This window comes from Seonamhaeicola sp. MEBiC01930 (assembly GCF_045277075.1).
In the GTDB taxonomy this organism is placed as follows: domain Bacteria; phylum Bacteroidota; class Bacteroidia; order Flavobacteriales; family Flavobacteriaceae; genus Seonamhaeicola.
The window spans coordinates 446,122-470,299 of record NZ_CP104270.1 but is presented as its reverse complement, the minus strand read 5'-3'; the positions used below and the strand labels follow the sequence as shown (position 1 = coordinate 470,299).

Here is a 24,178-nt window from a genome sequence, read left to right as displayed (position 1 = left end):
ATGCAATTCTAAATTAAAAGAAACTATTATGAAAACATTATTAACCTGTCTTTTAATTATGTTAATGATGACACCAGTGTATGCCCAAACCGAAGCTCCCTCGTTAGATCCCTATGCCACTGAAACTGAGGAACAGAGAGATGCGAGAATGGAATGGTTTCGTGTCGCAAGATTTGGTATGTTTATTCATTGGGGTGTATATGCTGTTCCAGCAGGAACCCACAAGGGTGAAAAAATAGACGGAATAGGTGAGTGGATTATGTCTAAAGGAGAAATCTCCATGGCAGAATATCAAGAATATGCTAAGGAGTTTAATCCTGTTAAATATGACCCAGAAGCATGGGTAAAGCTAGCTAAAGAAGCTGGAATGAAATATATTGTCATTACTTCAAAACATCATGATGGTTTTGCATTGTTTGACTCTAAGGTTTCGGAATGGGATATTATGGATGCTTCTCCCTACGGAAAAGATCTTATTGCTCCCTTGGCCGAGGCTTGTAAAAAGAATGGTATTAAGCTAGGGCTTTATTATTCTCAAGCTCAAGATTGGAATCAAGGTGGCTCAGCCCGAGGCAATGACTATAAGGGCAAATGGGATCCTGCTCAAGAACATGATATGGACGATTACATTAAAACTATTGCTGCACCTCAGGTAAAAGAAATTTTAACACAATACAAACCTGCCGTATTATGGTGGGATACACCACGAGGAATGAACGATGAACGTGCAGAACAATTTTTACCTCTATTAAAGTTGGCTCCAGGAATCATTCATAACAATAGACTGGGGGGAAAATACAAAGGAGACATTAGTACGCCAGAGCAACATATACCAGGAACAGGTCTTCCTGGTGATTGGGAATCGTGCATGACCATGAACAAAACATGGGGATATAAAAGTTACGATAACAAATGGAAGTCAACAGAAACACTTGTGCAAAACCTTGTTGATATTGCTAGTAAAGGCGGAAACTATTTACTCAATGTAGGACCAACGGCCGAAGGCTTAATACCAGAACCTAGCATTGAGCGATTAAAAAACATAGGGGTTTGGATGGAAAAAAATAGTGAATCAATCTATGGTACAAGTGCTAGCCCTTGTCGTACTCCTGCATGGGGACGAATCACAACGCTTACAGAAGAAGAAAACACCACACTTTATCTTAACGTTTTTGATTGGCCAGAAAGTCGTGAAATTTTTCTGCCTATTACCAATAAGGTTCAGTCTTGTAACCTGCTTGTAGATAAGTCTCAAAAATATAAAACCAAAACCGATGAGCAGGGTACCACAATATCTTTAGTTGGTGAAGCTCCAGACTCAATAAGCTCAGTTATTGTATTAAAACTGAAGGGGGAACCTGTAGTAAGTGATGCGGACAAGATCAGGCAAAATGAAGATGGATCCATTTTATTGCCAGCCCAAAAATCAATTATTAATAATGTAATAGGCACTCATGTATATTACAATAAGGATAATGATTGCATAGATCAATGGTCAAGTGCAAGGGCGACCGTAGATTGGGATTTTAATGTAAGTAAAGCTGGGACATACACAATTTCCATGCGCATTGCTTCGGAAGAAGTTAGTTCAATAGAATTAATGGTGGCTGGACAAACTGTCAAGGCTAAACTACATGTAACAGGTGGATTTAAAACCTATAAAACAGTTAATGTAGGAGAAGTAGTTATTGATAAAGCTGGCGATCATAGCATACATCTCAAGCCAATGCGGGATAATTGGAAGGCTGTAAACTTGCAAAGCGTAAAACTATTATTAAACTAATTGCGGAATGAAAAAGCTTTAAAATTAACTCTTGCCAATGGATAAACTTATTAAAATACAATTAATTATGATAAAAGAATATAGTAAGTATATCGTTTTATTTGCACTAGTAGTATTTTTCGCAAAATTACAAGCACAAACAAAACCAGTAGATTTAGTTAACCCTTTCATAGACACCGTTAACTCAAGATGGTTTTATTTTAACTCTGCTAGCCGGCCATTTGGGATGGTTAATTTAAGTCCAGATACAGATACAGCCAAAACTTGGAGCTCAGGTTACTTGTACGATAGTAAATACATAAGATGTTTTAGTCATATTCATGCGTGGCAACTGGCGGGTATCGCGGTTATGCCAACTACAGGAAAGTTTAAAGGGCATTTGGGAATGGATTCATATCAGTCATCTTTTAGTCATGAAGGGGAAATAGCCAAACCTGGATATCATAAAATTTATTTAAATGATTATGATATTCAGGTAGAGCTAACGTCTTCAACTAGAGTAGGATTTCATAAATATAAGTTTCCAAAAGGTAAACAAAAATCAATCATTTTTGATACTGGGGCAAGATTAGCACATGGGCCAACAACCTTTTCCAAAGTTTGGAAAGTAAGTGACACCGAAATAGCAGGTGTTCAGGTGCTTAGAAAAACAGGAAGAAGACCCAAAGATACTCCGGTATATTTTGTTGCAAAATTGAGTGTGCCTTATAAATCTTTCAAAGGTTGGGAGAATAATGAAATGGTAGAAAAATCAACAGACACCATTCAAGGGGTTGACGCTGGTGTGGGCTTGTTTTTTGATAATAATAGCGCCCATGAAGTTTTAATGAAAGTGGGCATTTCATATGTAAGTGTTGAGCAAGCGCGAAAAAATTTAGATGCTGAAATCAACCATTGGAATTTTAATAAGGTTGTTGATGAATCGTTAAATACTTGGAACAAATGGTTAAGTAAAATTGAAATTAAAGGAGGGACACATCAACAGCAAGTAAAGTTTTATACAGATTTATGGCATGCATTATTGGGCCGCCGTATAGTGAGTGATGTAGATGGTAAGTATATGGATAGAACTGGTGATACCCCGGTTACAAGAACAGTAAGATTAAATAACCAAGGAAAACCGTTGTTTCCACATTATAACTTCGATGCTTGGTGGGGTAGTCATTGGTCACTCAATATTTTATGGTCCATGGTATACCCAGAAGTAATGGATGGGTTTTGTAATACTATGGTAGATATGTACCAAAATGGCGGTTTGATACCAAGGGGACCTTCAGGAGGAAATTACACCTTCGTGATGATAGGTGATCCCTCTACTTCATTTTTTGCAACTGCTTATAATAAGGGTATTAGAAGTTATGATATTCAAAAAGCATACGAAGGTTTATATAAAAATGCCTTTGTTGGAGGTTCTAGAGACCATGCTGGTTATGAACATAAAAGTCCCGCTTTTGGAGGAGGTATGCAATATTATATAGACCAAGGTTGGGTGCCTGAAGGAATCAAAGCAAAAGGAGGACATAAAGATGGTGCTTCTATGACTTTGGAATATGCCTACCAAGATTGGTGTTTGGCTCAATTGTCAAAGGCTTTTGGGAAAGATAACGATTATAAGATCTTTATAAAACGTTCCCAGAATTACAAAAACCTTTGGAATCCTGAAACAAAAATGGTGCATCCCAGAGAAATGGATGGGAGTTGGATTAAGAATTTTGAACCAGTTTCTAATGAATTTAATGCGCGAGGATTTTGTGAAAGTAACTCAGCGATTTATACAAATTTTGTTCCACATGATTTGGGAGGATTAATTGAGTTGTTTGGAGGAAATGAATCTTATGTTAATTTTTTAAACTCATCTTTTATTAAAGCTGAGGAATTAGATTTTGTTAGTGAAGGGAAAAAACATGCTTCAAACTGGGTGGATTATGGCAATCAACCAGGAACCGGAATGGCACATTTATTTAATTATGCAGGTGCGCCTTGGCTTACCCAAAAGTGGGTAAGAAAAGTAAAGGCAGCTTACGCTGATATTACACCTTACGATGGCTATAAAGGAGATGAAGACCAAGGTCAAATGGGGGCGTTAGGAGTACTCATGGCAATGGGGCTTTTTGAGGTTGATGGTGGAGCTTCAGTGAAGCCCTATTACGAAATTACTAGTCCGCTTTTTAATGAAGTAAACATTAAGCTCAATAATGATTATTACTCAGGGGAAGTGTTTACTATCAAAACTTCAGGGGTTAATAATGATAATATGTATATACAATCTGCAAAAATGAACGGAAACGATTTAAACAATTGTTGGTTCTATCATGACGATTTTGCAAAAGGTGGCACCCTTGAAATACAGTTAGGAGCAAACCCAAATAAAGAATGGGGAGTAGCCATTCTTCCACCTTCTTATAAAATAAATTTAGACTAATACTTTTATTTTACAATTTATGGTTTTAGGCTCAGTTTAACCCCAGGATAATAGGCGAAATGTAATTTTTATAATTCCTGATGATATCGATCACAATTCCTTTCTTATTATAAAAAGATGGCCCTAAAACCCTAATTTTGATATTAAGTTTCTAAACGAATTGAAGAATTTGTCTACCCACTAAACTTTTTGGTTCCGAAATAGCCATTCCAAAGTTCTGAAATGGAAAAATGATTATGCATGGAGAATTCTTTTGAGTACTTTTCTTTATTTGTCTTCAGAAAGAATTGATTTTTCTTTAATTTATTTGTGATTGTTTTAATCTTAATCTAAGTATTTACTACATTTACTTCTTAATAAGCTTGAAAAATGCGTAATTATTTAAAAACATAAATATTATTTTAATTTTAAGAAATACAATCGATTGTATTTTGTTATATTTGTGAGATTAAAAATTAATTTTCTCAGAGCCAAACCAATTTTTCTATATGAGCTATAAGACATTTATTGCCCTTTTTATGTGCATTTCAGTTTTATCTTGTAACAAGATTTCAAATGAAAAAGTACTTTATTTAGGACATGGTTTACCCCAAACACACCCTGTACATAAGGGAATAGTTGAATTTCAAAAAAAATTAGAGGAAAAATCTAATGGATCATTAAAAATTAAAATTTTCCCTGATGGTCAATTGGGTTCAGAACGTGAAGTTTTAGAGCTTTTACAGATAGGTAGTGTAGCTATAACTAAGGTTAGTGCAGCAACCATGTCTAATTTTGTGCCAGAGTACCACGTGTTTGGAATTCCTTATTTGTTTAAAGACCAAGCGCATATGTTTGGAACGCTAGAAGGTGAAACTGGAAAGGCTATCTTAGAAAAAGGAAGTAAATTTTGGTTACGCGGATTGTGTTATTATGATGCTGGTAGTAGAAGTTTTTATACTTCTAATAAAGCAGTTAGGACACCTGAGGATTTAAAAGGACTAAAAATTCGTGTAATGAATAATCAAATGGCCATTAATATGGTAAATGCTTTAGGAGGTTCTGCAACCCCAATGGCTTACGGTGAATTATATACTGCTATTCAGCAAGGTGTGGTTGATGGTGCTGAAAATAACCCACCATCATTTGTGTCTTCTAATCATTATGAAATAAGTAAATATTATACGTTAGATGAACATTCTTCAATTCCTGATGTTTTAGTTATTGGTACGAAGCAGTGGAACAGATTAAATGATGAGGAAAAAAAGTGGGTACAAGAAGCAGCAGACGAATCTGCGCAAGCCCAAAAGCGGTTTTGGAAAGAGTCTGTTGATGAATGTATGAAAATTGTAAAAGAAGCAGGTGTAGAAATTATTATTCCTGAAAAGCCTTTGTTTGCTGATAAAGCTGAATCTGTATTAAAGAATTTTAACGAGGAGCACCCAGAGCTGGCACAAATTGTTAAACAAATAAAATCTAATTAATTTATGAAGACCTCCAATACTTTTTTTGATAAAGTTGTTAGATTTCTGGAAGTATTTCTAATAATTATATTTTCACTCTTAGTTTTTGATGTGTTATTTCAGGTGTTTTCTAGATATATTTTAAAAGCATCGTTTTCCTGGACTGAAGAGTTAGCTAGATTTTCATTAATATGGATGTCTATTCTTGGAGCAGCATATTTAAATGCTAAAAGAGAACATTTATCTATGGATTTTTTATACAGAAAGTTTTCTGCTTCAAGAAAAAGGAAAGTATCTATGTTAATTGAAGTACTAATATTTCTATTTGCCTTAATTGTTATGGTAATAGGTGGGTTAAATCTGGTTTACACTACACTACATTTAGGACAGTTATCAGGTACATTACGAATTCCCTTAGGATATATTTATGCTATTTTACCTTTTAGTGGTTTACTCATTATGTGGTTTTCCATCTTACACATTTCAAAAATTTATAAAAACCAAATAACCGATTAATTTATGAGTATAGAAGTTTTAAGTATTATCGTTTTATTTGCTAGTTTCTTTATTCTATTAATGCTAAAAGTACCTGTGGCTTACAGTATTGGTATTTCTACAACTATAAGTCTGTTGTTAAATATTGATAAGTTACCAGGGATAACTACTATAGCACAACGTATGACTACAGGTATAGATAGTTTTGCGCTATTAGCCATACCATTTTTTGTGTTAGCAGGTGAAATTATGAAACAAGGCGGAATAGCCAATAGGCTAATTAATTTCGCAAAATCTTTGGTGGCTAGCCTCCCAGGTGGCTTGGCTTATGTAAATGTATTGGCATCTATGTTATTTGGGGCTATTTCAGGGTCTGCGGTTGCAGCTACTTCTGCCATAGGAAGTATTATGACAGATAGAATGGAGGAGGAAGGTTATCCTAGAGAATTTAGTGCGTCTGTAAATATTACATCGGCTACCACAGGACTACTAATCCCACCAAGTAATGTATTAATTGTATATGCCCTTGCAAGTGGTGGTGCAGCTTCTGTAGCGGCTTTGTTTATAGCAGGTTATTTGCCAGGTATTTTATTAGGGTTAGCACTTATTGGATACATAGTTTTTGTTGCAATAAAAAGAAAGTTTATAAGAGGTAAAAGAGCCACTTTAAGAGAGGTATGGAACCATTTTAGTAAAGCTTTTTTTAGTCTATTAATGCTAGTAATTGTTGTTGGCGGTATTGTTGCAGGAATTTTTACCGCAACTGAGGCATCTGTAATTGCAGTATTATACGCCGCTATTTTGGCATTAATTTATAAAAACATTACCGTTAAAAGTTTTCCGAATATCTTATTGAATAGTGCTAAAACAACAGCGGTAGTTATGTTTTTAATTTGTACATCAATGGCTATGAGTTGGTTGTTTTCTTTTGAAAGTATTCCTGAGCTTATGAGTAACTTTTTACTAGACCAGTTTAGTAGTAAGTTTGCTATATTTTTAGTAATTAATATTACCTTGTTAATTATAGGAACATTTATGGATATGACTCCAGCCGTATTAATTTTTACACCTATTTTTCTACCAGTTGTAATGGCCTTAGGTATGGACCCTGTACACTTTGGTATTGTATTGGTATTAAACTTATGTATTGGTTTATGTACACCACCAGTTGGTACTATTCTTTTTGTAGGTAGTGGTGTTGCTAATGTATCTGTTTCTCAGGTAGTAAAACCATTACTCCCGTTTTTAGCTATTATGGTCATTGTTTTAATGCTGATAACGTATATACCAGAAATTTCAATGTTTTTACCAAAACTTTTTGGATTATAGGTTTTAAAAAAAATAAATAAATAAAAAAGCTCTATTATAAATTTAATAGAGCTTTTTTATTTGTTCTAAAGTATAAATAAAATTACTTCAGTTCAACTTTTAAAGGGTTTTCTAATTGTTGTGCAAATACGTTTAAATATGCTTCCCATTCTTCTTGAGTTTTATATTGGCCGCTTTCTTTCCATGCAAATCCAGCATAATAAACCACTTCATTATTATCAACCTTTAGACTTGCGTAAGCATTACTTAAATCTGGTTTATCAATTTGGTAATTTTCAAAATCTAAAAATGTCCCTTTAGAAGCAACAATAGCAGTTCCTATTTCAGAGTCTGCATGCGGCTGCCAATAACTAACCCAACCATTAGCTTTGTTTCCAACAACATTTCCATCTTTTTCATGAAGTGTTATTCCAGCAGATATTTCATTAGAACCTTCTAAAGATATTGCGAATTTTGATAAATTATTATTTAAATCTAAACTAATAATTCTAGATTCTTTAATTGTTTTATCTGCGGCATTCCAATCTTGGTATTCTAAATAAAAGCTTGTTCTAATTGGCCCAGTTGTAATGGTACGCCATTTAGTATAATTTTTTGAGTAGTAATATGTACTGTCTACTTTAGCTGCAATACCACCAACACCTCTACTTACGCCAACATGGAAATTGTCTAACCCTTCACCAGCATCTTCATGATAGCTACTAACACCAGCAAAATGTTCTTTATACCATTTATTAATAATTGGATATTCAACTTTCTTTAACCAAGCATCAACACCACTTGAAAGTGTACCACCAGGTAAACTGTCTTCAACTATTTTTTGCGCAGTAGGACCATAAACTCTAAAAGCTACTTTATTATTTTCCCAAGTATAATCATCTGTCCGTTCAGGTACAAATCTAGAGTAGCATAATGCCTCGGCTTTAGGCTTATCTGTTTCAGAAATTGTTACAATGTTGTATGCTTTTGAAGAATTAGCTTTTATTTGTGGTTGAAATAAAAGGTCGTCAAAAGTGCCATCTCCATCATTATCTACCAATTGGGTAACTTGCAATTCTTTTGTTTCAGCATCTTGAATTCCTACTGAAGACAAATCTTCTACTTTTAAAAATTCTTTAGACAATTCTATTGTTTCAGAGCTTCTATCTATATTTAAGGAATTGGTTATTTCCAAGGTTGGTTTAGTATTTTCAGAACATGCTGAAAGTATAACTACAGAAAGTAGGTAACCTAGTTTTTGTTTAATAGTCATGACAATTAATTTAAGATATTTAGTAAATAAGCCCCATTTAAAAAACGGGGCCTTTGTTAGTTGATATAAGTAAAATTTACTTTAGCTCATTGATTTTGCACACATCCATATCACCATAATCTAGGTTTTCACCAGCCATTCCCCAAATAAAAGAGTAGCTTGAGGTACCAGACCCTGAGTGTATTGACCATGGGGGAGAAATTACAGCTTCATTATTACCCATCCAAATATGTCTTGTTTCAGTTGGTTCTCCCATAAAATGACATACAGCTTGATCTTCAGGAACTTCAAAATAGAAATAAACTTCCATTCTTCTATCATGAACATGAGCTGGCATAGTATTCCAAGAACTTCCTGTTTTTATAGTTGTCATACCCATTTGTAATTGGCATACATCTACCACACTATTAACAATATATTTTCTTAATGTTCTAGCATTAGCTGTTTCAGGAGCACCTAACTCAATAGTCTCAACATCTTCTTTTCCAATTTTTTTGTTTGGAAATGCTTTATGAGCAGGAGTAGAGTTTAAGTAAAACATAGCAGGGTTATCTGAAGACTTACTTGAAAAAGTTACTTCTTTATTACCTTGCCCTAAGTATAAAGCTTCTTTATTATCAATATCATAAGAAGTTCCATCAACAGAAACTACACCAGGACCACCAATATTGATAAGACCTAATTCTCTTCTTTCAAGAAAATAAGTTGATTTTAGCACGTGGATAGTTTCTAAAGAAACGCTCTCTTTTACTGGAATAACTCCAGCAACCATAAATCTATCATAATGTGTGTAAACCCAAAAAATTTCATCTTCCTTAAATAAATCTTGAATTAAAAATTCATTTCTAAGTTCATCTGTGTCGTATTTTTTAACGGCTTCTGGTCCAGAAGCATACCTTACTTGATAATTATTTGACATAAAAGTGTTTTTATTGTTTTAACCTATTTTTATTGTAGAAAAGCAAATATACGCAAAAATAATCAAGAGTACAATCGATTGTATTTCATTTTGTTTTTTTCCATATATTTGTTTAAAAATTGAATTCACTTATACTATTTAATGAAAAATAATAGGGCTACTATACATGATATTGCCAAAGCCTTGAACATTGATAGCTCTACCGTTTCCAGAGCCTTAAATAATAGTCCTAGAGTATCTAAAAAAACAAAGCAGAGAATTTTGGACAAGGCAAAAGAAATTGGATACCAAAGAAATGTTTTGGCGTCTAACCTTAGAATGCAAAAAAGCAATTCTATAGGGGTAATAGTTCCAAGAATTTCACGTCATTTCTTTTCTTCTGTAATTGCAGGTATTGAAGAGCAAGCTTATGAATCTGGGTATAATGTTATTATTTGTCAGTCTTTAGAGCAATTAGCTAGAGAGCAAAATATAACTGAAACATTATTGTCTAACCGAGTAGATGGCGTTTTGATTTCGGTGTCAATGGAAACTGAAAATTACGAGCATTTATTAAGGTTGCAGAAAAACGGAATTCCTTTTTTGTTTTTTGATAGGCATTATGAAATTGAAGGTATAAGCAGTGTTATTATTGATGATTATAAGGGTGGCTTTGATGCTACAGAGCATTTGATTTTAAAGGGTTGTAAAACTATTGCCCATTTATCAGGCCCGCAGGTATTGAAAATATATAAGAACAGATTAAGAGGGTATTTAGATGCCTTAAAGAAGCATAATATTAAATTTAAGCCAGAACTTGTTATTTACTCTAGACTTATGGAACAAGATGGGGCTGATAGTGCTAAAAAGATTCTTTCATTAGACGTTGAGGTTGATGCCATTTTTGCAGCAAACGATATTTCTGCTATTGGAGCTATTAAATATTTGAAAAAGAAAAGTATTAATATTCCTAAAGATGTTAAGATAGTTGGTTTTAGCAATGAACCAATTTCTCAAGTTATAGAGCCTTCATTAACTACAATTAATCAACCTGGGTTTGAAATGGGTAAAAAAGCCACAGAAATGCTAATTGAAAAGACTATGAATAAAACTTCAGTTTTAGATAATGAAACTGTGGTTCTTAGGCCAACTTTAATTGAAAGGGCTTCTTCCGAATAGGGGAGCTTTAAAAGCGTATATATAGTTTTAAGAAGGATATTATAAAAATAAAAACCCTGAACGATTTGGTTCAGGGTTTTTATTTTGAATATTTAATTTTGAGTTAGTCTTCGTTAGCAGGTTTTCCAATAGTTGCTAGAATACCACCATCAACATAAAGCACATGCCCATTAACATAATCACTTGCTTTTGCAGCTAAAAATACTGCAGCACCTTGTAAATCTTCAGGGTCACCCCAACGTCCTGCTGGTGTTCTGCCAACAATAAAATCGTTAAAAGGATGTCCATTAACTCTTATTGGTGCTGTTTGACTTGTTGCAAAATAACCAGGACCAATGCCATTGGTTTGAATGTTATGTTTTGCCCATTCTGTAGCCATATTCCTGGTTAACATTTTTAACCCACCTTTGGCAGCTGCATAAGCACTCACAGAATTTCTTCCTAGTTCACTCATCATTGAACAGATGTTTATAATTTTTCCACCACCTCGTTCTATCATTCCTTTCACAACATTTTTAGACATGATGAATGGGCCTATTAAATCTACTTGAATCACTTGTTCAAAATCAACAACCTCCATATCAACAATAGGTGTTCTTTTAATGATACCTGCATTGTTAACTAGAATATCAATTGGAGCAATATCTGCTTCAATATTTTTAATGTTTTCTATAACGGCATTTTCATCGGTAACATTAAAAACATATCCATATGCGTCTATACCATCTGCCTTATATTCTACTAATGCCTTATCAACAGCTTCCTGTGATAAATCATTAATGATAATTTTTGCACCGGCATTACCTAAGCCTTTGGCCATAGCCATACCTAATCCGTGTGTAGCTCCAGTTACAAGGGCTACTTTTCCTGTTAAATCGAATAAATTAGTCGACATAAAATTTAGTTTAGTTTTTATTAATAATGATTTAAATATTCAATGGAAGTACAACTTCTAAAAGAGATATTTATTCTATTGTATAAAAGTAGGTAAAAAGAAATACAATCGATTGTATTTTTGTAGGTTATTTTGGTAGAATGTACAGATAGACCTTAAGAAAACGATATAGTTAATAAGTTTTACTCAAATAAATTTTGGTTAATAAAACCATAAGTTAAAAAAGGGGAGTTAAGTATAAGTCTTTAATGATTTTGAAGACATAAAAAAACCTCGCCTAAAAAGAATTTAGACGAGGTAATAATATTACTTTTTTAATTTTTTTTATTCTTCGTTAGCAGGTTTACCAATTGTGGCTAGAATTCCTCCATCAACGTAAATAACATGTCCATTAACAAAGTCACTAGCTTTAGAACTTAAAAATATAGTAGCACCTTGTAAATCATCTGGGTCTCCCCATTTTCCTGCAGGTGTTCTTCCTATAATAAAATCATTAAAGGGGTGACCATCTACTCTAATTGGTGCCGTTTGACTGGTAGCAAAATAGCCTGGTCCAATACCATTAACTTGAATATTATGTTTAGCCCATTCTGTAGCCATATTTTGTGTTAGCATTTTTAAACCTCCTTTAGCTGCAGCATAAGCACCAACGGAATTTCTTCCTAGCTCACTCATCATGGAACAGATATTAATTATCTTACCATGTTTTCTAGAAATCATTCCTTTTACAATAGATTTAGATACTATAAAAGGACTTACTAAATCAACTTTAATTACTTGTTCAAAATCAGCCACCTCCATGTCTTCTAAAGGTGTTCTTTTAATAATACCAGCATTATTTACTAGTATATCAATAGGTCCAACTTCTTTTTCAATTTTTGCAACGTTTTCTATGACTTGTTCTTCATTGGTTACGTCAAACAAATAGCCAAAAACATTTAGCCCTACAGATTTATATTCTTTAACAGCATTATCAAGCTTTTCTTGTGATGAAGCTCCGTTAACAACAATAGTTGCTCCAGCTTTTCCTATACCCATAGCCATGGCCATACCTAAACCATGTGTTGCACCTGTAATTAGTGCTACTTTTCCTTTTAAATCGAATAAACTTAACGACATAATAGTTTTTTAATTTATTTACTAATACCTTTTATAAACTCGGTTGTAAATATAATTAAAAAAGAATACGCTATGCTTGAGGTGTTTTATTATTAAAAGGATTTTCCTAATCCATATTAATACCCCAACTAAAAAAGTCTTTAATATGAAAAAGCCACCTTAAATTGAGATTAATTTAATGTGGCTATAAAAAATTGGTCGATTATAGTTGATTATTGTTTTTTTATACTGCCAGATGGACTATCACTTTTGTCAACCTTTTCAGGGTTACCGTAATATTTTATATCGCCTCCACTAGATGCTTTTGCAGTAAGTTCTTTTGAGGTGTTTACCGAAATATCAGCACCACTTGTTGCTTTTACTTGGCTAGATTCTGCTTTTAAATTTGCAGCTTTTATATCACTTCCGCTAGTAGCTTCTGCAGTAAGTTTTTTTGTTTTTCCAGAAAGTTTTAAATCACTACCACTAGTAGATTTACAGTTTAAAACATTCGTGTCTACTTCCAATTTCATGTCACTGCCACTTGTAGTTTTGAGTTCTAATTGATTTACAGCAATTGTATTTTCTGAGTATACATCACTACCACTAGTAGAGATAATAGTACTTATATCTTTAAAACTAACAAATACTTTTTTGGATGTTGCTCTACCAATATTTTCTTTTGTATGAATTTTTAAAACACCATCATTAACTTCTGTAAGAATTAAATCGTGCAAATTTTCATCAGCCTCAACAGCAATATTAGTTTCATTGCCATGGGTTAAATGAACATCTAAACCCTCGGTTGCTTTGATGGTATGGAACGATTCATTGATAGTTCTGTCTTCCATAATCACATTTCCATTTCCTTTTACTCCAGGATTAACGCTAATATCGAAATTACAAGAAAAGAGGCTTAAGCTTAATATTGTGGCTATAATTATTTTGATTAAAGTTGTCATAACTGTTCGTTTTTTGATTTTGATTGTAAATATTTAATTTTAATTAATTGATTTATAATTTGATTTTCTGAATTGTAATTTTTAATTGATGAATTGTAATTAATCTTTAGATTTTATTTCTACACCATCAGAATCAATGTTCATTTTTACAGATTCACTTTCTCCTTTAAGCCCATCTTCATCAATTTTTATGTTAACATCTTCACTTTTAATTTCAACACCTTCGTCATTAATTTTTAAACCAGATTTATCATCATGTACATCAACATCAACTTCATACTTTTCTTCTTCAGGGCAATCTAAACACTCAATATCATCCTCAATTATTTTAAGTAAATAATTAGTTTTTTTAGAGGGTACAATGTTGTTGTAGTATTTATTATATGGCAAAAATGATTTTGTATTATTGTTAAAGTTTACCGTAGAGCCTTCGGGTAAATAAAGTATTATGGTCACTTCCTGATCACTAAATTTATAACTTGAATTAGTTGAAAGAAAGGCATCTAATAATAATATGTTATTATTTAGACTGTAGCCATAATTTATATTTTTTGCACGTTCAATAGCCTTTTCAAAGTTTCTTCCATCAGCAATTTTTTTAATTTCCATAGATGCAATTGAATCTGTTGTTGAGCGCACAATAATTCCAATGTTAGAATTGTAAATAACCTTTTCTCCATTTTGGTTATTAGCTACTTTAAAAGAACTCCGGCGTCTGTACTGAGACATTATATCATTGGAAACCATTTTAATTTTCAGAGTATCATTAGCAGTAATATTTAGCTCTTGTTTATGCGTAAAAGTTTCTTCAAAAGCATGCTCGCTAGCTTCTCTTATACCAATAACAACTAGGCCTATTATAGATATTAACCATACCCCTAACAACGTAAATTTAGCTATGTTACCAATTGATTTTAAGTTGTTTATTAATATTTTTAATCCTAAATAGAAAAGAAAAAAGAAAGGTACACCTACTGCAAAAAGAGTAAATAATGATACTAACCAAATAGGGGTGTTGCCAGCATTTGCTATATCTACAAAGTCTATTCCTGGAATATGAATAATATCTACAATACCAACTGAAAATAGAGCTATTATTAAAGAAATTAGTGTTAGAGCACCAACAAGAATTAGGATGACCCCTATAAATTTAGCAAATATTTTAAAGAAAAACATGAATACTTCTCCTATAGTATCAAAAAAAGCACTTGATGAAGATTTTACTTTATTAGTTTGCTTTTTAAAATCTACATTCTTTGCTGCATCCGAAGCACTTTTAGCGGCTCCAGTAACAGTTTCAGAAACGTTTTTTGCAACATCCGATACGGTTTCAGTAACGTTATCTAGACCGTCTTTGATTTTTTTTTCAATATTACTAATGTTAACCGGTTCACCTGTCATCATTATTTTTTCGGCTGTAGTTTTTGCTTCCGGTACTAAAATCCAAAGTAGAATATATAATAATACACCTGTTCCTGCTGCACTAAATAATATAATCCACGCTAAACGAATCCAAATAGCATCTACACCAAAATAGTGCCCTATACCAGATGATACACCGCCTATGTATGAGTTTTCAGCGTCTCTAAATAGTTTTTTAGAAGGTGTATGAGATTTCTTAGAAGAAAATGACTCTGGTTCATCTTCAAAAATCTCATCATCAACCAAGTAGTCTTCTGGTTGTCCCATTATAGAAATTACTTCATCAACCTCTTTAATACGTATAACTTGTTTGTTATTTTGTACACGATCATTGAAAAGTTCGGCAATTCTAGCTTCTATATCAGCAATAATTTCAGAGCGTCCTTGAGAGTCAGTAAATGAACGTTTTATAGCCTCAAGATAGCGTTGTAATTTTAAATAAGCATCTTCATCAATATGAAAAAAGATACCTGCTAAATTTATGTTGACTGTTTTATTCATTTTTTGTTGTTTTTTGGCTTGTTACTATATTCACGGCGTTTTGTAATTCGTTCCACGTTGTGTTTAATTCTTTTAAAAACAGTTTCCCTGTTTCAGTTAAACCGTAGTATTTTCTTGGCGGACCAGAGGTAGATTCTTCCCATCTATAACTCAAAAGTCCAGCGTTTTTAAGTCTCGTAAGTAGTGGGTAAATTGTACCTTCAACTACTAACAACTTTGCGTCTTTAAGAGTTTCTAAAATTTCTGCAACGTAGGCATCGTCATCCTTCAAGACAGAAAGTATGCAGAACTCTAGTACACCTTTACGCATTTGTGCTTTTGTGTTTTCTATCTTCATAGTTTCAATTCGTTTAATATTTTAATACTGTTCATTTTTTGATTGATTTTGATTTGATTGATTATTGATGAAATGTTATGTTTGTTTTGGCGTTACCCTTTTGGGTCTGGCTTTTATTCGTGATTTAATATTTTCAATTATTGAACTCATGAACATAAATGTTTCGCGTTACATGGTAACTCGCTTCAATTCTTAACGCAGATTATTCATTATTTTAAAAAATTAATAGTTAACGGATATCTGTAATACTCACCATCTCTGGCTTTTAAACTTGCTATAACAATAAATACTAGTTCAAGTATAAAGGCAACAATGGCAAAAGCTCCTAAAATACCACCTATATATAGTAGGGGTGAAGGCTTACCAACATTAATATGAAAATCATGGAAACCATGAAAATCTATGAAATCTATACCATGAAATATTTTAAATATGAAAAAAGGAATTGTTAGTGTTCCTATTATTATGGCATATAATAAAATGCTAATTTGAAAGTTGATGGCCTGTTTACCATGATTATCTATAAATTCAGATTTATCTTTGTTTGCCACCCAAAGAATTATAGGTCCAATAAAGTTTCCTAATGGAATTATAAATCTGCTAAATGTGCTTAAATGTATAAAAGTGGCAATGTTTTTTTGATGATTACTTAACATGATATTCCTGATTGATTAAAAACATATAATAGTTTCTTATGCAAATATATGTCTAAAAACAGGTACTTTGTAACACATAGTACTAAAAATTAACATAAATTTAACATTTAGGTTTATTTTTTATTTTCATAAATTAGTGAAGAATTAAAGTACATAATATGAAGCTAACTCCCAGAAAACTAAATACTTTCAGCATGTTTAAACTACCAGCCGCTTATTTGTGCGGGGTAAGGGTAAAACAATTAAATGAAAAACAATGTGTGGTTTCTGTAAAGCATCGTTGGATAAATCAAAACCCTTTTAAATCCATGTTTTGGGCAGTACAGGGTATGGCAGCCGAACTTTCAACCGCTTCAATAATGATTGGAAAAATCCAAGAATCAAGTAAAAGAATATCTATGTTGGTGGTTTCTAATGAAGCTAAGTACACTAAAAAAGCAACAGGTAGAATTAATTTTACATGTAATCAGGGAGACCTCATAGATGAAACCTTAAATAAAGCCATTGAAACAGGTGAGGGGCAAACGGTTTGGTTAGAATCTGTTGGAGTAAATAAAGAAGGCATTGCGGTTTCTACCTTTAGATTTCAATGGAGTGTAAAAGTTAAATCTTAATTGTGTAACATTTCATAAATGAAAACAACCAATAGTTAAATCAAACAAAAAACAAAAAAATGACAGCACACGAAATTGATTATACTATTTACGGCGAAGAAATGCAATATGTAGAAATAGAATTAGATCCTCAAGAAGGTGTAGTAGCCGAGGCAGGAAGTTTTATGATGATGGATGAAGGGATTAAAATGGAAACCATATTTGGAGATGGTTCTCAAAAAGATTCAGGTTTTTTAGGAAAAATATTAGGAGCCGGTAAACGCATACTAACAGGAGAAAGTTTATTTATGACGGCTTTTTACAATGAAATCATTGGTAAAAGAAAGGTGTCTTTTGCATCACCCTATCCAGGGAAAATAGTTCCAATAGATTTAAGACAATTTGGTGGTAAATTTATTTGCCAAAAAGATGCCTTCTTATGTGCGGCTAAAGGTGTAAGCGTAGGTATTGAGTTTTCAAAAAAATTAGGTCGAGGACTTTTTGGAGGTGAAGGTTTTATTATGCAAAAACTTGAAGGAGATGGTATGGCATTTGTTCATGCTGGCGGCACTATGGCCAAAAAAGAATTAATGGCAGGCGAAACATTAAAAGTAGATACCGGCTGTATTGTTGGTTTTGACCAAACTGTAAATTATGATATAGAGTTTGTTGGAGGTATAAAAAACACAGTTTTTGGTGGTGAAGGACTATTTTTTGCAACACTGCAAGGTCCAGGAACGGTTTATATACAATCATTGCCATTTAGCAGGTTAGCGGGACGCGTTTTAGCCTCTGCACCAAGAGGTGGAGGTAAAGATAAAGGAGAAGGTAGTATACTTGGTGGCTTAGGAGATTTACTTGATGGAGACAATAGGTTTTAAATGTTAAATTTGGGCTAAAAAAAATAAGTATCGCAATTTTTTATTAAATTTATGGTTTAATTATTAATATAATAGAGCCTATAAAACAAATCTACATTTAATTTAAAACCTAAACCTTAAGATAACTATGGCGAGAGCAATGTTAGAGTACACCAAAACGGTACTTAATAAAGTTAGTTTTGATGCTACGTTGTTTTGCAAAGAAGTACAAAAAGCAGTAAGCAGATTACTGCCATATGAGTTAGAAGAGCTTAAAATTTTTATTCATTCTCTTGTACAGCAAAACCCAGAACTGAATCAATGTTTAATTTATTTAAAACCATAAAAAAAAAGCGACCAACTGGTCGCTTTTTTAATGTCTTCCATTTTATTTAACTCGTGTATAGCTGGCTATCCATCCATCGGTAGCGTTGCCATCCATTTCTAAATTATCCTCACACAAATAAATCGGTCCAGAAAATAAACTTGGAATTCTGGGTATCGTAAAATCTATTAAATAATCCTCAAAATCCAGATAGTATTTTGTATTATCCCTAGTAAAAGAATACTGACTGCGTATTTGCCATTTGGTTGTTGCCTTTACCTCATTGTTTTGAATTAGATTTATGGTGTAATCATCTAAAAATTCCACTTCAATATTTTGGCATTCTGTATTAAATCCAACATGACCGTAATAACCAAACCAATATTGTGCATATATATATTTCCATCTTCCAATTAATTTGTTTGCAACTTGCAATTGGTTTTGTACTGATTCATAAAAACAATCATGAATAGTCCAGTAATCCCATGGTCTTTGAGTTTGAGGCAAAACAAATAGGCCGTGTCCTATTTCTGAAAAATCAGAAAACCCTAATTTATGATTAAACGCCCTTACTTTATAATAATAATCCGTTTTGGGTTCAATATTATCATCTTGAAAGTAATTCTTATAATAATAAGGATATTGTGGAGAATCTATTTTGACGGTTTTAAATTTTTCAAAATTTAAGGTGTCAGATTTTGAACGGTAAATTTCATAACCATCAGCATACTTAACTTCGTCCCAATTAATATGATAGTATGGTGATGTCATTCCATAATAATTAGTACTAACTTCAATCTTATCAACAGATATAAATTGGCCAGTATATCCTAAAGTACTATCACTAAGCTTACTAAACACTTCTTCGGAGTTATGGACTTTTACTTTGTAGTGATATTCTGTATTTGGTATTACCAAAGTAGTATCTTCAAAAGATTTGGTTTTGGTTTCCCCAATTTTTATATAATCTGAAGTAGCGTCATCATATCTTAAAACATGAAAATTATAAGCTTTAGGAGATTTGCTTGACCAAGATAAGTTAATCTGGTCTAGATAATCACCTTGAGAAGCCCTGAGATTAAATGGTGTTGTAATGGTGGGTTCATATATAATTTCATCTTCATTTTCAGAACATGCTGTAAAAATTAATAGAACACAAAGGATTACTAGGTGTATTTGTTTCATGATTTTTGTAGCTTAATGCCTAATCTAATGTACGAAAAAACAAATAATTTATTTAGGCAGCGGGCTAATAATTTTCACATCTTGAAATGCAATAGCTCCTCTAATAATTCCTGAAATAACGTCTTGCAAAGCCTCAATAATTTGCATTTTAAGTTCACTTTTATGGTAAATAATGCTCACTTCTCTAGCAGGAGAAGGTTCATTAAAGTAATGCAAGTTTGCCTTCTCTTTGTCGCTAACATCTAATGTATGCAAATAGGGTAGTAGTGTCATACCCAAACCTTCATTAGAAAGTTTTATTAAAGTTTCTATACTACCACTTTCTAATTGAAACTTATCATCTTCATGGTTTTTAAATACTTTGCATAAATTAATAACACCATCTCTAAAGCAATGTCCATCTTCTAACAGAAGCATATCATTTATATCTAGTTCACTAGCATCAATGTTTTTGTTGGTATGTAGTCTATGACCTTTAGGAATATAATTTACAAAGGGTTCATAATACAAAACGCGCTCTTTAATGTTTTCGTTCTCTAGAGGTGTAGCAGCAATGGCTGCGTCTAAATGCCCATCTTTAATTCTAGATATAATTTCTTCTGTTGTTAATTCTTCAATTTTAAGTTTAACCTTTGGATGATTTTTTAAGAATGTTTTTAAGAACATTGGCAATAAAGTAGGCATAATAGTAGGTATAATACCCAATTTAAACTCACCTCCAATAAATCCTTTTTGTTGGTCAACAATATCTTGAATTCTATAAGATTCGTTAACTATATTTCTGGCTTGAGTTACTATTTTCTTACCAACCTCAGTTAATTCTATGGGTTTTTTACTTCTATCAAAAATTTGAACATCTAGTTGATCTTCTAATTTTTGAATCTGCATACTTAAAGTGGGCTGTGTTACAAAACACTTTTCTGCTGCCTTTGTAAAGTTTTGATTTTCGGCTACCGCTAAAACATAATATAATTGTGTAATCGTCATTGCTATCAATTTAGACTATAAAAATATAAAATCTATTGATAAAAACTATAATAAATATAGTTTATTTTAAAATAAATTTGTGATAAATAAAAATTATAACAAAATGATATTCAATAGTATAGGTTTAGACAGTTCAAAAACAAAAGAATTAGCCAATGATTTAAACTACTTATTGGCCAATTTTCAAACATATTATCAAAATTTAAGAGGCATTCATTGGAATATAAAGGGAAGAGGGTTTTTTGATTTACATGCCAAATTTGAAGAGCTTTATGATGATGCCAATACCAAGGTAGATGAAATTGCAGAACGTATTTTAACCCTGGGCGAAACACCGTTACATACGTTTGAAGATTATTCTGCCTCTGCTAAAGTTCCTGTTGGAAAAAATATTTCAGAAGATGTTAAGGCTGTTAGATTGATTGTAGATTCTTTAACAGAATTATTAAAAATTGAAAGAGATATTCTTGAAAAAGCAGGTGATGCCAATGATGAAGGTTCTAATAGTATGATGAGTGATTTTATTACAGAGCAAGAAAAAACCGTGTGGATGATGAAGGCATGGTTAAACGAAGAAGTTTAGTTAGTTTGGTTAATAGTAAAAAGCTCTTTTAATGTAAAAGTTAAAAGGGCTTTTTTAGTTAACAATCAATCTTTTTTATAAATTCATTCTTATAACTAATGCCTATGGGAATTCGTTTTTCATCAATTAATATTCTATTGCGCTGTACAGAGTGTATATGGTTTATTGATACTATATAAGATTTATGAACACGGATAAAATTGTTTTGCCTCAATTTATCTTCAAACTTTTTCAGACTATTTAAAGTTAATATGGGTTTTCTATTACCAGTATAAATCTTAATATAGTCCTTGAGTCCCTCAATATATTTAATTTCGTTTATATTCACTTTTAGGTTTTCGTATTCAGATTTAACAAATATAAAATCTGGCTCCGTTATATGTTCATTAGTTATGGTAGTTTCGGGTTTTTCTGTAATTAAATTTAGAGCTCTAGTGGCCGCTTTTAAAAACCTATGGAAAGGAATAGGTTTAACAAGATAATCTATAGCATTAAGATTAAAACCTTCAACAGCGTAATGAGAATATGCCGTGGTGAAAATGAAATGCGGTTTATATTCTAAAGATTTAATAATATCTATTCCAGAAAAATTGGGCATTTCAATATCCGTAAAGATTAAATCTATTTTTTTTTGATGCAAAATATTTGTAGCCTCAAATCCATTAGAGCAAGAGGCAACTAATTCCAAAAACGAAATTTTAGAAATAAAATCTTCCAATAATTCAAGAGCCAAAGGCTCATCATCAATTATAATACAGGTTATCATAATTTTTTAAGTTTCAATTTTAAATTTACCTCGTAACTATCCTTTTCACTTATTATTTCAAAAGTATGTTGTTTTGGATAAAGTAATTTTAGTCTGTTTTTAATATTTTCTAAACCTATTCCAGAACTTTTAGGTTTAGGTTGTTGGTATGAAACAGAGTTGTAGACATACAGTTTTAGATATTCATCTTCAATAATTAATCTAATTATAATGTTGGTTTTGCCTTTAAAATCAGTTCCATATTTAAATGCATTTTCTATAAATGATATAAGAAGTAAAGGTTCTATATTGTAATTTAAATTGCCGCGGACATTAACTTTTACATTGCTAGAATCTTTTAAACGAAGCAGTTGTAATGATATATAATTTTTAATGTAATTAACTTCTTTTTCAAGCGGAACCAATTCCTTATTAGCCTCATATATCATATATCTCATTAAATCGGATAAAAGAACAATGGCATTTGTTGTGTCTTTAGATTGTTTGTGAGCTAAAGAGTAAATACTATTTAAAGAATTAAATAAGAAATGAGGGTTAAGTTGAGCCTTTAAAAACGAAAGTTCTGAAGTTACTTTTTGAGATTCTGTTAATACACGTTGTTTTTCAGATTTAAACCATTCCATTCCTAATTTTACACTTGTACTTAACGCAAAAATTAAAAGTAGTAAGCCTCCTGAGGGAAAAATACCCCTAAAATCTAGTATAAATAAAGACGGTTTTTTATGTGGAGGTAAATTTGAGTTTCTGTCTAGATGAAAATCATTGGGAGGGTGGAAATTTGGTCTAGGCAATATTTCCTCCATTAAATAAAAAAAGAACAAGCCTGAAATTAAAACTACTAGGAAGTAGAGTGTTATTTTTTTGTTTAAAATTAAATTTGGTACAAATATGCTATAGTTAAGGTAAAAGGCTAATATTAACAATACTGAACGTAAAACAAAATCTGTTGGGATGTGCCCAATTTTAAAATATATTTGGGTGGCGCTTGTTACCAAAAAAAATATCCATATTAAAATATGGATAATAATAGGTGGTATTTTTTTATAATGCATCAGTACTAAAATATGTTCAAAAGTAAAGTTTAAAGTGTTTAAGAAACGTGAAAAGAATGTTATAATTATTATAAAAAATAAGGCCGAAATCAGTACCAGAGATTATTGATGATTTTCAGCCTTATAAACTAAACAAACCGCAATCTTTTAATCATCTTCGTCTTCTATTTCGTCTGGTCTAAATTCCCAAATATCATCAAAATAATAATTACTACTTCTTCCCATTAGCACAAAGGTTTTAGTGCCGAATGAAAATGATGAAGCATCTTGTCTTGAGGTGCCTTCAAAATTTGGAACATCTTCCCATGTATCAGTTTCTGGAGTATATTCATAGCACTCATTTGTTGCAGCACCATTTAAGCCAGTGGCAAGATATCCTTTACCATTTAAAGAAAAGCCAACACCATTATACAGAGATATGGTTTCATCACTATCATCATCGTCTAAATCTGTTAAGCTTAACCAATCGGTTCCATCGAATGAATAAAAATCATATTGTATTGAGCCATTTCTTGTTCCTGTTCCAATATATGCTATGTCGTTTATTATAAATACTGTGGCATTTTGGCGTTTTTGACCGCCAAAACCAACTACTTGTTCCCAAGCATCTGTTGAGGAGTCATATTTCCAAAAATCCTTTTGTTCACTACCATCATATCCAGTACCAATATAACCGTATCCATTTACAGCAAACCCTATAGCCCCATATCTTGCGGTTCCACCAAAATCTGCTTTTTGAGACCATTGGTTTGTATCAGGGTCATATTCCCAGAAATCTTTTAATTCATCGCTGCCATCATAACCAGTGCCTATATAACCTTTACCATTCATTGAGAAACCAACAGCTCCGCTACGTTCTGTTCCGGGGAAATCTGCTTTTTTAACCCAATAGTCTTCATCAGAGTTATATTCCCAGGTATCAGATAAATAGTCATCTCCATCATAACCTGTTACTAAATAACCTTTTGTTCCAATAGTAAAACTAACGGCGTTTCCTCTAGAATCACCATCAAAAGAAGAACCTTCTACCCAGTTACCGTACTCATCAGAATCTTCATCATCAGTACTACAACTAACTAAAATAATTGAAAGGATAGCAAAAATTAAAATGCTTTTCTTTTTTAATATATTCATTATTGCTTTTGTTTAATAATTA

Annotated in this window: 23 protein-coding genes; 10 read left to right on the top strand and 13 right to left on the bottom strand. The window is 32.2% G+C overall.

Annotated features, from left to right (window positions below; all coding sequences use genetic code 11):
- Positions 1 to 28 precede the first annotated feature (28 nt).
- The 5 genes from N1F78_RS02250 to N1F78_RS02230 all read left to right on the top strand — a co-directional run bounded on the left by N1F78_RS02250 (position 29) and on the right by N1F78_RS02230 (position 7,471).
- Positions 29 to 1,783 carry an alpha-L-fucosidase gene (locus tag N1F78_RS02250; protein WP_406684568.1) on the top strand — a complete coding sequence of 585 codons (1,755 nt, stop codon included), beginning with the start codon at positions 29 to 31 and terminating at the stop codon, positions 1,781 to 1,783.
- A 37-nt stretch (positions 1,784 to 1,820) separates the two neighbouring features.
- Entirely contained in the window at positions 1,821 to 4,205 is a 2,385-nt protein-coding gene (locus N1F78_RS02245; RefSeq protein ID WP_406684567.1) for a GH92 family glycosyl hydrolase, read from the top strand.
- Positions 4,206 to 4,693: 488 nt separating this feature from the next.
- Complete coding sequence (locus N1F78_RS02240; protein WP_406684566.1) at positions 4,694 to 5,668, top strand: TRAP transporter substrate-binding protein; 975 nt, start codon at positions 4,694 to 4,696, stop codon at positions 5,666 to 5,668.
- Positions 5,669 to 5,671: 3 nt separating this feature from the next.
- Positions 5,672 to 6,163 (top strand): TRAP transporter small permease, encoded by a 492-nt coding sequence (locus N1F78_RS02235; protein WP_406684565.1) that lies wholly within the window; start codon positions 5,672 to 5,674, stop codon positions 6,161 to 6,163.
- 3 nt (positions 6,164 to 6,166) lie between these two features.
- Positions 6,167 to 7,471: a TRAP transporter large permease gene (locus N1F78_RS02230; RefSeq protein ID WP_406684564.1), complete on the top strand. Its 1,305-nt coding sequence runs from the start codon at positions 6,167 to 6,169 to the stop codon at positions 7,469 to 7,471.
- Positions 7,472 to 7,553: 82 nt separating this feature from the next.
- Here N1F78_RS02230 and N1F78_RS02225 read toward each other — a convergent pair whose 3' ends face one another.
- Both N1F78_RS02225 and kduI read right to left on the bottom strand, forming a co-directional pair.
- On the bottom strand, positions 7,554 to 8,723 hold the full coding sequence (locus N1F78_RS02225; RefSeq protein WP_406684563.1) for a DUF4861 family protein: 1,170 nt from the start codon (positions 8,721 to 8,723) through the stop codon (positions 7,554 to 7,556).
- A 76-nt stretch (positions 8,724 to 8,799) separates the two neighbouring features.
- Positions 8,800 to 9,642, bottom strand: coding sequence for a 5-dehydro-4-deoxy-D-glucuronate isomerase (gene kduI / locus N1F78_RS02220; protein ID WP_406684562.1), 843 nt, complete (start codon positions 9,640 to 9,642; stop codon positions 8,800 to 8,802).
- A gap of 141 nt (positions 9,643 to 9,783) precedes the next feature.
- On the opposite strand from kduI, the gene N1F78_RS02215 reads away from it, so the two are divergent.
- A complete protein-coding gene (locus tag N1F78_RS02215) occupies positions 9,784 to 10,800 on the top strand; it encodes a LacI family DNA-binding transcriptional regulator (RefSeq protein ID WP_406684561.1) in 1,017 nt (338 codons plus the stop codon).
- 103 nt (positions 10,801 to 10,903) lie between these two features.
- Here N1F78_RS02215 and N1F78_RS02210 read toward each other — a convergent pair whose 3' ends face one another.
- From N1F78_RS02210 to N1F78_RS02185, 6 genes are all read right to left on the bottom strand, one after another.
- Positions 10,904 to 11,695 carry a gluconate 5-dehydrogenase gene (locus tag N1F78_RS02210; RefSeq protein ID WP_406684560.1) on the bottom strand — a complete coding sequence of 264 codons (792 nt, stop codon included), beginning with the start codon at positions 11,693 to 11,695 and terminating at the stop codon, positions 10,904 to 10,906.
- Between the two features lie 324 nt (positions 11,696 to 12,019).
- Complete coding sequence (locus tag N1F78_RS02205) at positions 12,020 to 12,814, bottom strand: gluconate 5-dehydrogenase (protein ID WP_406684559.1); 795 nt, start codon at positions 12,812 to 12,814, stop codon at positions 12,020 to 12,022.
- Between the two features lie 212 nt (positions 12,815 to 13,026).
- Complete coding sequence (locus tag N1F78_RS02200; RefSeq protein WP_406684558.1) at positions 13,027 to 13,755, bottom strand: head GIN domain-containing protein; 729 nt, start codon at positions 13,753 to 13,755, stop codon at positions 13,027 to 13,029.
- A 99-nt stretch (positions 13,756 to 13,854) separates the two neighbouring features.
- The gene (locus tag N1F78_RS02195) at positions 13,855 to 15,678 is read right to left on the bottom strand and encodes a PspC domain-containing protein (RefSeq protein ID WP_406684557.1); all 1,824 of its coding nucleotides are present in this window, start codon (positions 15,676 to 15,678) and stop codon (positions 13,855 to 13,857) included.
- The gene (locus N1F78_RS02190) at positions 15,671 to 16,015 is read right to left on the bottom strand and encodes a PadR family transcriptional regulator (protein WP_406684556.1); all 345 of its coding nucleotides are present in this window, start codon (positions 16,013 to 16,015) and stop codon (positions 15,671 to 15,673) included. The genes N1F78_RS02195 and N1F78_RS02190 overlap by 8 nt, the downstream gene beginning before the upstream one ends.
- A gap of 209 nt (positions 16,016 to 16,224) precedes the next feature.
- Positions 16,225 to 16,671 (bottom strand): DUF4870 domain-containing protein, encoded by a 447-nt coding sequence (locus tag N1F78_RS02185; RefSeq protein WP_406684555.1) that lies wholly within the window; start codon positions 16,669 to 16,671, stop codon positions 16,225 to 16,227.
- Positions 16,672 to 16,829: 158 nt separating this feature from the next.
- Here N1F78_RS02185 and N1F78_RS02180 point away from each other — a divergent pair, with 158 nt between their 5' ends.
- The 3 genes from N1F78_RS02180 (at position 16,830) to N1F78_RS02170 (ending at position 18,470) form a co-directional block, all read left to right on the top strand.
- Entirely contained in the window at positions 16,830 to 17,285 is a 456-nt protein-coding gene (locus N1F78_RS02180; RefSeq protein WP_406684554.1) for a DUF4442 domain-containing protein, read from the top strand.
- Positions 17,286 to 17,344: 59 nt separating this feature from the next.
- A complete protein-coding gene (locus N1F78_RS02175; protein ID WP_282135305.1) occupies positions 17,345 to 18,145 on the top strand; it encodes a TIGR00266 family protein in 801 nt (266 codons plus the stop codon).
- Between the two features lie 127 nt (positions 18,146 to 18,272).
- Positions 18,273 to 18,470 carry a hypothetical protein gene (locus N1F78_RS02170; RefSeq protein ID WP_406684553.1) on the top strand — a complete coding sequence of 66 codons (198 nt, stop codon included), beginning with the start codon at positions 18,273 to 18,275 and terminating at the stop codon, positions 18,468 to 18,470.
- A gap of 42 nt (positions 18,471 to 18,512) precedes the next feature.
- On the opposite strand, the gene N1F78_RS02165 is transcribed toward N1F78_RS02170, so the two are convergent.
- Positions 18,513 to 19,634 (bottom strand): hypothetical protein, encoded by a 1,122-nt coding sequence (locus N1F78_RS02165; RefSeq protein ID WP_406684552.1) that lies wholly within the window; start codon positions 19,632 to 19,634, stop codon positions 18,513 to 18,515.
- Positions 19,635 to 19,682: 48 nt separating this feature from the next.
- Positions 19,683 to 20,621: a LysR substrate-binding domain-containing protein gene (locus tag N1F78_RS02160; RefSeq protein ID WP_406684551.1), complete on the bottom strand. Its 939-nt coding sequence runs from the start codon at positions 20,619 to 20,621 to the stop codon at positions 19,683 to 19,685.
- Between the two features lie 103 nt (positions 20,622 to 20,724).
- Here N1F78_RS02160 and N1F78_RS02155 point away from each other — a divergent pair, with 103 nt between their 5' ends.
- Positions 20,725 to 21,204, top strand: a complete 480-nt coding sequence (locus N1F78_RS02155; protein WP_406684550.1) for a Dps family protein — start codon at positions 20,725 to 20,727, stop codon at positions 21,202 to 21,204.
- Positions 21,205 to 21,262: 58 nt separating this feature from the next.
- Here N1F78_RS02155 and N1F78_RS02150 read toward each other — a convergent pair whose 3' ends face one another.
- The 3 genes from N1F78_RS02150 to N1F78_RS02140 all read right to left on the bottom strand — a co-directional run bounded on the left by N1F78_RS02150 (position 21,263) and on the right by N1F78_RS02140 (position 24,156).
- Positions 21,263 to 21,970 (bottom strand): LytR/AlgR family response regulator transcription factor, encoded by a 708-nt coding sequence (locus N1F78_RS02150; protein ID WP_406684549.1) that lies wholly within the window; start codon positions 21,968 to 21,970, stop codon positions 21,263 to 21,265.
- The gene (locus tag N1F78_RS02145; protein WP_406684548.1) at positions 21,967 to 22,773 is read right to left on the bottom strand and encodes a sensor histidine kinase; all 807 of its coding nucleotides are present in this window, start codon (positions 22,771 to 22,773) and stop codon (positions 21,967 to 21,969) included. Before N1F78_RS02145 ends, N1F78_RS02150 begins: the two co-directional genes overlap by 4 nt.
- 396 nt (positions 22,774 to 23,169) lie before the next feature.
- Complete coding sequence (locus tag N1F78_RS02140; RefSeq protein ID WP_406684547.1) at positions 23,170 to 24,156, bottom strand: Kelch repeat-containing protein; 987 nt, start codon at positions 24,154 to 24,156, stop codon at positions 23,170 to 23,172.
- Positions 24,157 to 24,178 lie beyond the last annotated feature (22 nt).